The organism is Phytoactinopolyspora endophytica, from assembly GCF_004138495.1.
In the GTDB taxonomy this organism is placed as follows: domain Bacteria; phylum Actinomycetota; class Actinomycetes; order Jiangellales; family Jiangellaceae; genus Phytoactinopolyspora; species Phytoactinopolyspora endophytica.
Genome location: NZ_ML142862.1, coordinates 155,302 through 161,513 on the forward strand (window position 1 = coordinate 155,302; position 6,212 = coordinate 161,513).

General features: G+C 60.5%; 5 protein-coding genes. 2 read left to right on the forward strand and 3 right to left on the reverse strand.

Translation table 11 applies throughout. The annotated features are described in order from the left end of the window. Nucleotides 1-474 precede the first annotated feature (474 nt). On the reverse strand, nt 475-900 hold the full coding sequence (locus ELR45_RS23925) for a hypothetical protein (protein ID WP_129668581.1): 426 nt from the start codon (nt 898-900) through the stop codon (nt 475-477). A 1,721-nt stretch (nt 901-2,621) separates the two neighbouring features. Here ELR45_RS23925 and ELR45_RS42160 point away from each other — a divergent pair. Continuing rightward, nucleotides 2,622-2,753, forward strand: coding sequence for a hypothetical protein (locus ELR45_RS42160; protein WP_276320726.1), 132 nt, complete (start codon nt 2,622-2,624; stop codon nt 2,751-2,753). Nucleotides 2,754-3,303: 550 nt separating this feature from the next. Here the strand turns inward: ELR45_RS42160 and ELR45_RS35725 are convergent. Then, the gene (locus ELR45_RS35725; RefSeq protein ID WP_165368058.1) at nt 3,304-3,480 is read right to left on the reverse strand and encodes a hypothetical protein; all 177 of its coding nucleotides are present in this window, start codon (nt 3,478-3,480) and stop codon (nt 3,304-3,306) included. A 230-nt stretch (nt 3,481-3,710) separates the two neighbouring features. On the opposite strand from ELR45_RS35725, the gene ELR45_RS23930 reads away from it, so the two are divergent. Further along, nucleotides 3,711-4,037 carry a helix-turn-helix domain-containing protein gene (locus tag ELR45_RS23930; RefSeq protein WP_205857155.1) on the forward strand — a complete coding sequence of 109 codons (327 nt, stop codon included), beginning with the start codon at nt 3,711-3,713 and terminating at the stop codon, nt 4,035-4,037. A 107-nt stretch (nt 4,038-4,144) separates the two neighbouring features. Here the strand turns inward: ELR45_RS23930 and ELR45_RS23935 are convergent. Further along, on the reverse strand, nt 4,145-6,212 hold a 2,068-nt coding region (locus ELR45_RS23935), incomplete at its 5' end, for an endo-beta-N-acetylglucosaminidase (protein ID WP_129668583.1).

Consider the following 6,212-nt stretch of genomic DNA (forward strand, 5'->3'; position numbering starts at 1 on the left):
GTCAACGTCAGGATCGGACGGATCGATCCCCAAGATCTCGTACAGGCCGACAGTCACCGCACTCACCCCTTCCCGGGCACAAGTATCGTATATTCACGATATTCGATCAACTCCGAGCGCCTCGGTTGGACCGCGGCCGACTACCACCTACCAAACTTTAAAGGGCTTTCTTCTTGCTTGCCTAAGTTCAGCTCTGTACGTGATCTTTCGTCATCTCCACCTCGCCTCAGCGCGGTGGGCTATGTCCACGAGTGACGTCGTCTAATGGCGCCTTGAAGCGACTAGAAGCAATTCGAAGGTGCTCCGAATAAGGATACGGACTATCGAACCCTTCGAGACCGACGCCTGTCGTGGTCTCGTTCGCGATGGCATGGCTGGTGTCGCCCATGGCGCCCTGGGCGCCATGGGCCGTACTCCTCGTATGCAGACCCCGGGAACCGGCTCACTGACCGTTCCCGGGGTCTGGGACCAGTCTTAGATCTTGTCCTGGGCTCTCTCAATATCAGTGCGCGTCCGCTTAAGCCGCGGTAACCACCATCGGTGCGATTCCCATACCGACACGAGAAGTAATGTTCCGATCGCGACAGGGAACACGGGGTTGGTGAGGCGCTCGTGCTCGTCGATTGTCATGGACTCCCTGGACAGCATGAGCTGCACGTATGTAACGCCAAGTATCACAGCTGGTATGACGGTGACGAGGATAGACCATCGAGCCATGACGCACGCGAGACCAATGACTGCGCCGACGAGGGCTAGGCGGCCGACAGCCCACCAGAGTGAGTCCGCCGGTAGCAGCGAGTAGTCCGGGAGAGATCCCACCGCACTGCCCAGGCTGGCGTGAGCCCCCGGTGGTACGAGGTAGAGGATCGCGGTCACGATCGCACCGGCGATCGCTCCCAACGCCGTTCTCCATGCTCTTGTCATAGCAAGTTCACCGCAATCTCAGTGCCTGTGTCACATCAGGCGCTGTATTCGTCCAGTCCTAGAACCTGTACCTGCACGACAATGTAACATCCCCTCTATCGTGTGGCCACCAGCAGCGACTGATTCCCCAGTAGGGACCGTGAGAGTAACCCGTCCTACTCTCGCCGCAACCTTGTAGCAGTACATGGTGTGGAGGCAATGGCGAAACGGTCTCGCCGCAGATTATGATCTTTGTTTCTATAGGCTCGACATTGTGGTCACCGCCCACCATATCAGCACCATCTCGAACCGAGTGGCTAGAAATCTTCAAGCCAGCGTCAACGGTCTGGCGATAAGCGTACAAGTGTAATTTATAGTCCAACATTGTGGCAGACTGACGGGCATTACCCCTGATGTTGTTCGCGGCGTCCCAACTCCGAACCGGCGGTATATCAGTTAGTTTCAAATAGAGGTCATCTGCGTCGACTGTACTGGGGCGCTGTTCTGGTGCGTCAGGATCGCTTACGAGCAGGTTGGGTGTTTGTTTAGTCCAGCCGGTGGCTGCTGCACTACTCTCTGCGTATCCATCAGGCACCAAATAGGCTTCGGTTGACGGTTCGCCAGCGGAACCGGCCAAGCTGAGTGCAAGTCCAGATTGGCCGAAGCCTTCTTCTGAGTCACAGGAATAACCCGACTTCCGAGTCCCAGACAAGACACTTATTAGACATACTTCGTCCTGATGACTGACGGCGACCCAATGTTGGGCTGCGCCAGAGTCGGCCAGAAACCTGGCGGATTCTTTGTCCATTCTGTTGTTGAAATCCACATGCGAAGGTAGTGCATCTTCAGCCCTCTGTTCCGATGTCAGCACGCTGAGCGTTTCCACTGTAGAGTTCGGCTGTTCGGTTGTGGCGCCCGCCATGGCCGTGCTGGCCGATACCGCGAGAGTCGCTGCTGAAATCAGTGCAACTTTGACTCTGCGCTTCAACTGCGCACCTAGATTCTCCGTGCTCACTTGTACCTCCATCTGTATGATTAATCCAGTCCTATGTGGCATACCAACAATGCATGGGAGCGTCGCCTGGCAATATCTCGTGATACCACCAGCATTGGCTCCTGGCGTATACTGGAGTGTGTGTTTGTAACCGCGCGAGACGGAGCCCGTATGCATGAACAATCCGATGGTACGGAGGTTCGGCTCCCGCAGTTTCGACATACACGGTAGCGGGAAAGTCTGCGCCGAACTCTGCATGGCCACCAATTATCGTCGAACCTGCGCGCCCAGAATGGCTAGATATCTTGATGCTCTTTCCGACCTGAGCGCCATTGGCGTACCTGTGAGTGGCCAACGGGGCAAATCCCAATTCGGTCTCCTGGGAACGACTCCGACTTGTCGTGGTATCTCGCGGAGGGGGCACTACGTCGAAGGCGGCGAACTCCGCATCGCCATACGTGGCAGTTGCGTCGTTTTCTGCAAATGGATCACTCATGAATAGGTTTAATGTTATTCGCTTCCAGTTAGTTGAATTTTCGACGTCGGTGGTGCGATTGTCGGGTACTAGATGTGCCTCGATTGTCGCATCATCCCGATGACCAAGATTCAATGCAATGCCGTGCTTTCTGAAGTCATCATTTGGAGCACAGGTGATGCCTGACGTCTTCGTTGCGATTAGAACGGAGATGAGGCAAATTTCAGTCTCTTGGCGAGTCGTGACCCAATGCTTCGCGTTGCGCGCTTCGGCGATAAAGCGAGCGGCATCCGCGTCGATGTCACCGGGCTCTATGAACTCAGGAAGCGCGTCACGTTCTGCGCGGTCAGACTGAAGGATCTGCAACTGCTCAACCGTTGATTCAAGGCCAGCGTTTGCGGTGGTCGCTGAGATTGATCCAAGGATAAGCGTTGCAGCACAGCCAATCGCAAGGAGGAAGGCTTTTCGCGCCTCTGCTAGTCGTTGACGTGTCCTGACAGGGTCCACCGATTACCATTCCCTTCGGATGTAGATGAGTTCGGGACAATCGGTTGCTAAATTGCGCGATCGCCCAGGCCGATGTGGGGGAAGGTGCACATACCGGCGGCAATGAGAAAATTGAGAAAGATTCCCCACCCGATTTAAACGTCCACCCCTTGATTTGCTATCTCGCACCGGTAAGTGCTAATTGACCCGAAAGCATAGTAAAGCGGGCCCAAAGCTGCAATAGGGACAAATATGACATGAGGCACAGAGTTTCTATGGACTGCGGCGGTGTGCGAAACGGCTGTTTAACGGTATGGTGTTGGTGGAAGTTTGTAGTCATATATCCGCTGTATGGCGACGACGGCGTGCTGGTGCGCACCAATTTGTGGTTTCTAGGTGATGAAGTAATAGCGTGGATGCGCACTGCTCACATCAAGGCCGCAGGTCACAGCTCCGCCTTGCGCGCGAAGCGAAACGTGGCAACAATTCGCTCCCCTCTCGGAGCACCACCACCTCGTGTAGTCACGGGAGCCGGGTCGGCGTAGTCGAGGGCGGTGACGTAGTTGGTGCGGGCGTCCCACCACACATAGATCACCTGGGGACGGGTCCACGGATGCCCCATCCGTCTGTACGGTCTGCAGGCCTGGAGACGCTGAAGACTCGTAGGCGACGGAACCATCCCCTACGAACGGTTCGTCAACGACCTCTCCAACGCCCAGGTCGCCGCGCTCAGAGCGGCCGTGGACCGCGTGCTTGCCGTACACGGCATGGACCTTGCTCGCACCGAGTGGCTTAAGGCCCTAGAACGGATATGGGGAAGACGCCATAATGTCAGGAAAGGAGGTGACGAGCATGCCACGCAGCTACGACGACGTCATGACCGATCGCTGGGATCGCACGTCGCCTAAGGCCCTGGAGTGCGCCGAGGCCTTCAGACAGGCGCACGACATTGCTGCCCAGGTCATCGCTCTCCGGCTACGGCATGGCCTGACACAGGCTGAGCTCGCCGAACGTTGCGGGATGGACCAGGGCGACATCAGCCGCATCGAGCGCGGGTCGACCAACCCGACGGCCCGCACGCTCCAGCGCATCGCCGAAGCCCTGGAAGCCGACGTCCGCCTGGTCGATCGGCCCGCTCCCTCACCTCAACCAACACCGGGGATCACGGGAGCTGTCTGAAACCGGCTATGGCCCGAGCACGTACGTGCACTGACCGATGTGCTGTTCTGATGGCCTGTCGTCACGAGCTTTCGTGACGACAGGCCACCTCAACGTGACGTTGTCTCCTACCAGTCGAGCCAGGTGCGGGCCGGTGCGCTGCGACGACCGTCGGCAGTCACGGCGACGACGTCGATCGGGCTGCGGTCCGCGCCGTCGGGAACTTCGAGCGCGCTGACGCAGAAGACCTCACCATGGGTGCGCCCGACCCACGTACGATCCGTTCCCTTGCCGTGGAACAGGTCGTAGTAGTCCGCCTTCTCGGCCGGCGACCACTGCAGGTAGACGCTCGCCACGTCGCCGTCGCGGGCAACGTGGTCGACCGCCAGGCCGGACGGCATGCCCGGCTTCGACGGCCGCCGGTCGGCCACCGAGAGCCGGCCGAGCCGGACCGCGAGATCCGATACATCGGCGTCGCCCGCACGGACGGCGACACTGATTGCGGCAATCGTCCGGCCCGCCCACGGCGCAAGCGAGTGACCGCTCTTCGACCATTGATCCGTGAGGTTCCGGGCGCCGCCGGTCAGCGACAGCCACTCCCACTGCTCGGGCGCGTCCTCGAAGGCGAGCCCGATCTCGGCCTCGACTCCGTCGGCGATGTCATGGACGACGTCGAGCGCGGTCGTCCGCTCCACCGGCAGCGCCGTCTTGTACAGCCGGACGATCGCCGACTGCCCCGCGGCAAGTTCACCCGCGAGCAGCAGGCTGTTCCCGCCGTCGTACGCGGTCGAGTAGTCATAGTCCACAGTGACCGCGTCGAGTGGTTCGTCATCGTCGTCGCGGACCCACCACTGCCAGGTCGGCAGGACGTCTTGGATGCCGATGTTGAACCATGGCTGGTCACTCACCTGCTTGCCATCGACGAAGAATCCGGTCCCCGTGCCCGCACAGAAGCCGGTGACGAACGGCAATGCACCGATGACCGACTTCTCGACGATGTTGTGCGCGGTACCGTCCCAGCCGCTCGGGTCCAGCAGGTCGTCGCCCGGCTCGTCCAGCCTTCCGGTGCGCGACGGATCCTGCAGCGGGCCGGTCCACAAGTGCCGCTCCCGCTCGTACACCCCCGCCTGGCCGTCGACGGTGTCCTTGTCTCCCTCGACGGTGTACCAGACCATCTCCGCACCGAGGAACGCCCAGCTGGTCCGCGGTTCGTCGTCCTCGGGGAAGATGTGCCGCGGATCGTAGGGCTGAGCGAACCTGTCTTTCCCGATCTCCTGCCCGGTGTAGACGACCTCGTACGGGTCGAGCCCCAAGGCGAGCGCATGCTCGTGCGAGTTGCGCACCCGCTGCTCGTTCCACCAGTAGTTGAGGAAGATGCTGTCGCAGATCCGGGCGCCGTCATCGGACGCGATCCACGGCGAGTTCACCTCGTTGAACTCGTTCTCGTAGCTGATCTGGCCGTCGACCGTCAGCGAGTCGTACCACTGCAGATGGAACCCGTCCGGTGCCTGTTCGGCGAAGTAGACGAAGAACTCCATGAGCAGTTCGGCCTGCTCGACGGGGATCTGTGCCTCCTGGTTGATGAAGTACCCGTCGAACCCGAAGTACTCCGCCATCTCGATCAGCTTGTCGACCATCGGGAACGAACCGTCCGCTCGCTGCTCGACGACCTCGCCGAAGTCCTCGGGACGTGGCCAGAACCAGCAGCCGAGGCTCAGCACACCGTTGCGGTGGGCGGCTTCCGTGTAGCCGGGGTTTGGCAGGTTGAGGATGCCGTACTGGGGCTCGTCGGCGTCGTGCTCACCGTCCAACGGCAGGCCGTGCCAGGAAGCGTAGAGGTCCGGGTACTGCCAGAACCGCAGGGCATAGGCCTCGAACCCCGGGCCGTGCTTGTAGCCCTCGGTCGCGGCCCCCGGCTGGACGTAGTCGTTCGCCAGCGACATGAGCTTCGGCCGTGCGTCCAGACCGCGGCGCGCCTGCGTCGGTTCGAACGCGGGAATGCGTTCGGCCAGCGGAACGTGTGCCCGTAGGTAGGGCGCATAAGCATCCGTCTCCGGACTCCACGATTTGATTTGCGGAGCCGAGTATCCGTGCATGAGCGGCGGCTCCGGCCCGAAGGCCGAGTCCGCAGCCTGGGTTCGGCCCGCGGCGGCCGCGGATGCCGCCGACGCGTGCCCGGTAGCGCCCCACGACATC

Excerpts from the sequence above, each read along its gene's own strand:
- ELR45_RS42160 (WP_276320726.1), top strand. The coding sequence starts at position 2,622 with ATGCTTCGCGTTGCGCGCTTCGGCGATAAAGCGAGCGGCATCCGCGTC.
- ELR45_RS35725 (WP_165368058.1), bottom strand. The coding sequence starts at position 3,480 with ATGGGGCATCCGTGGACCCGTCCCCAGGTGATCTATGTGTGGTGGGAC.
- ELR45_RS23930 (WP_205857155.1), top strand. The coding sequence starts at position 3,711 with ATGCCACGCAGCTACGACGACGTCATGACCGATCGCTGGGATCGCACG.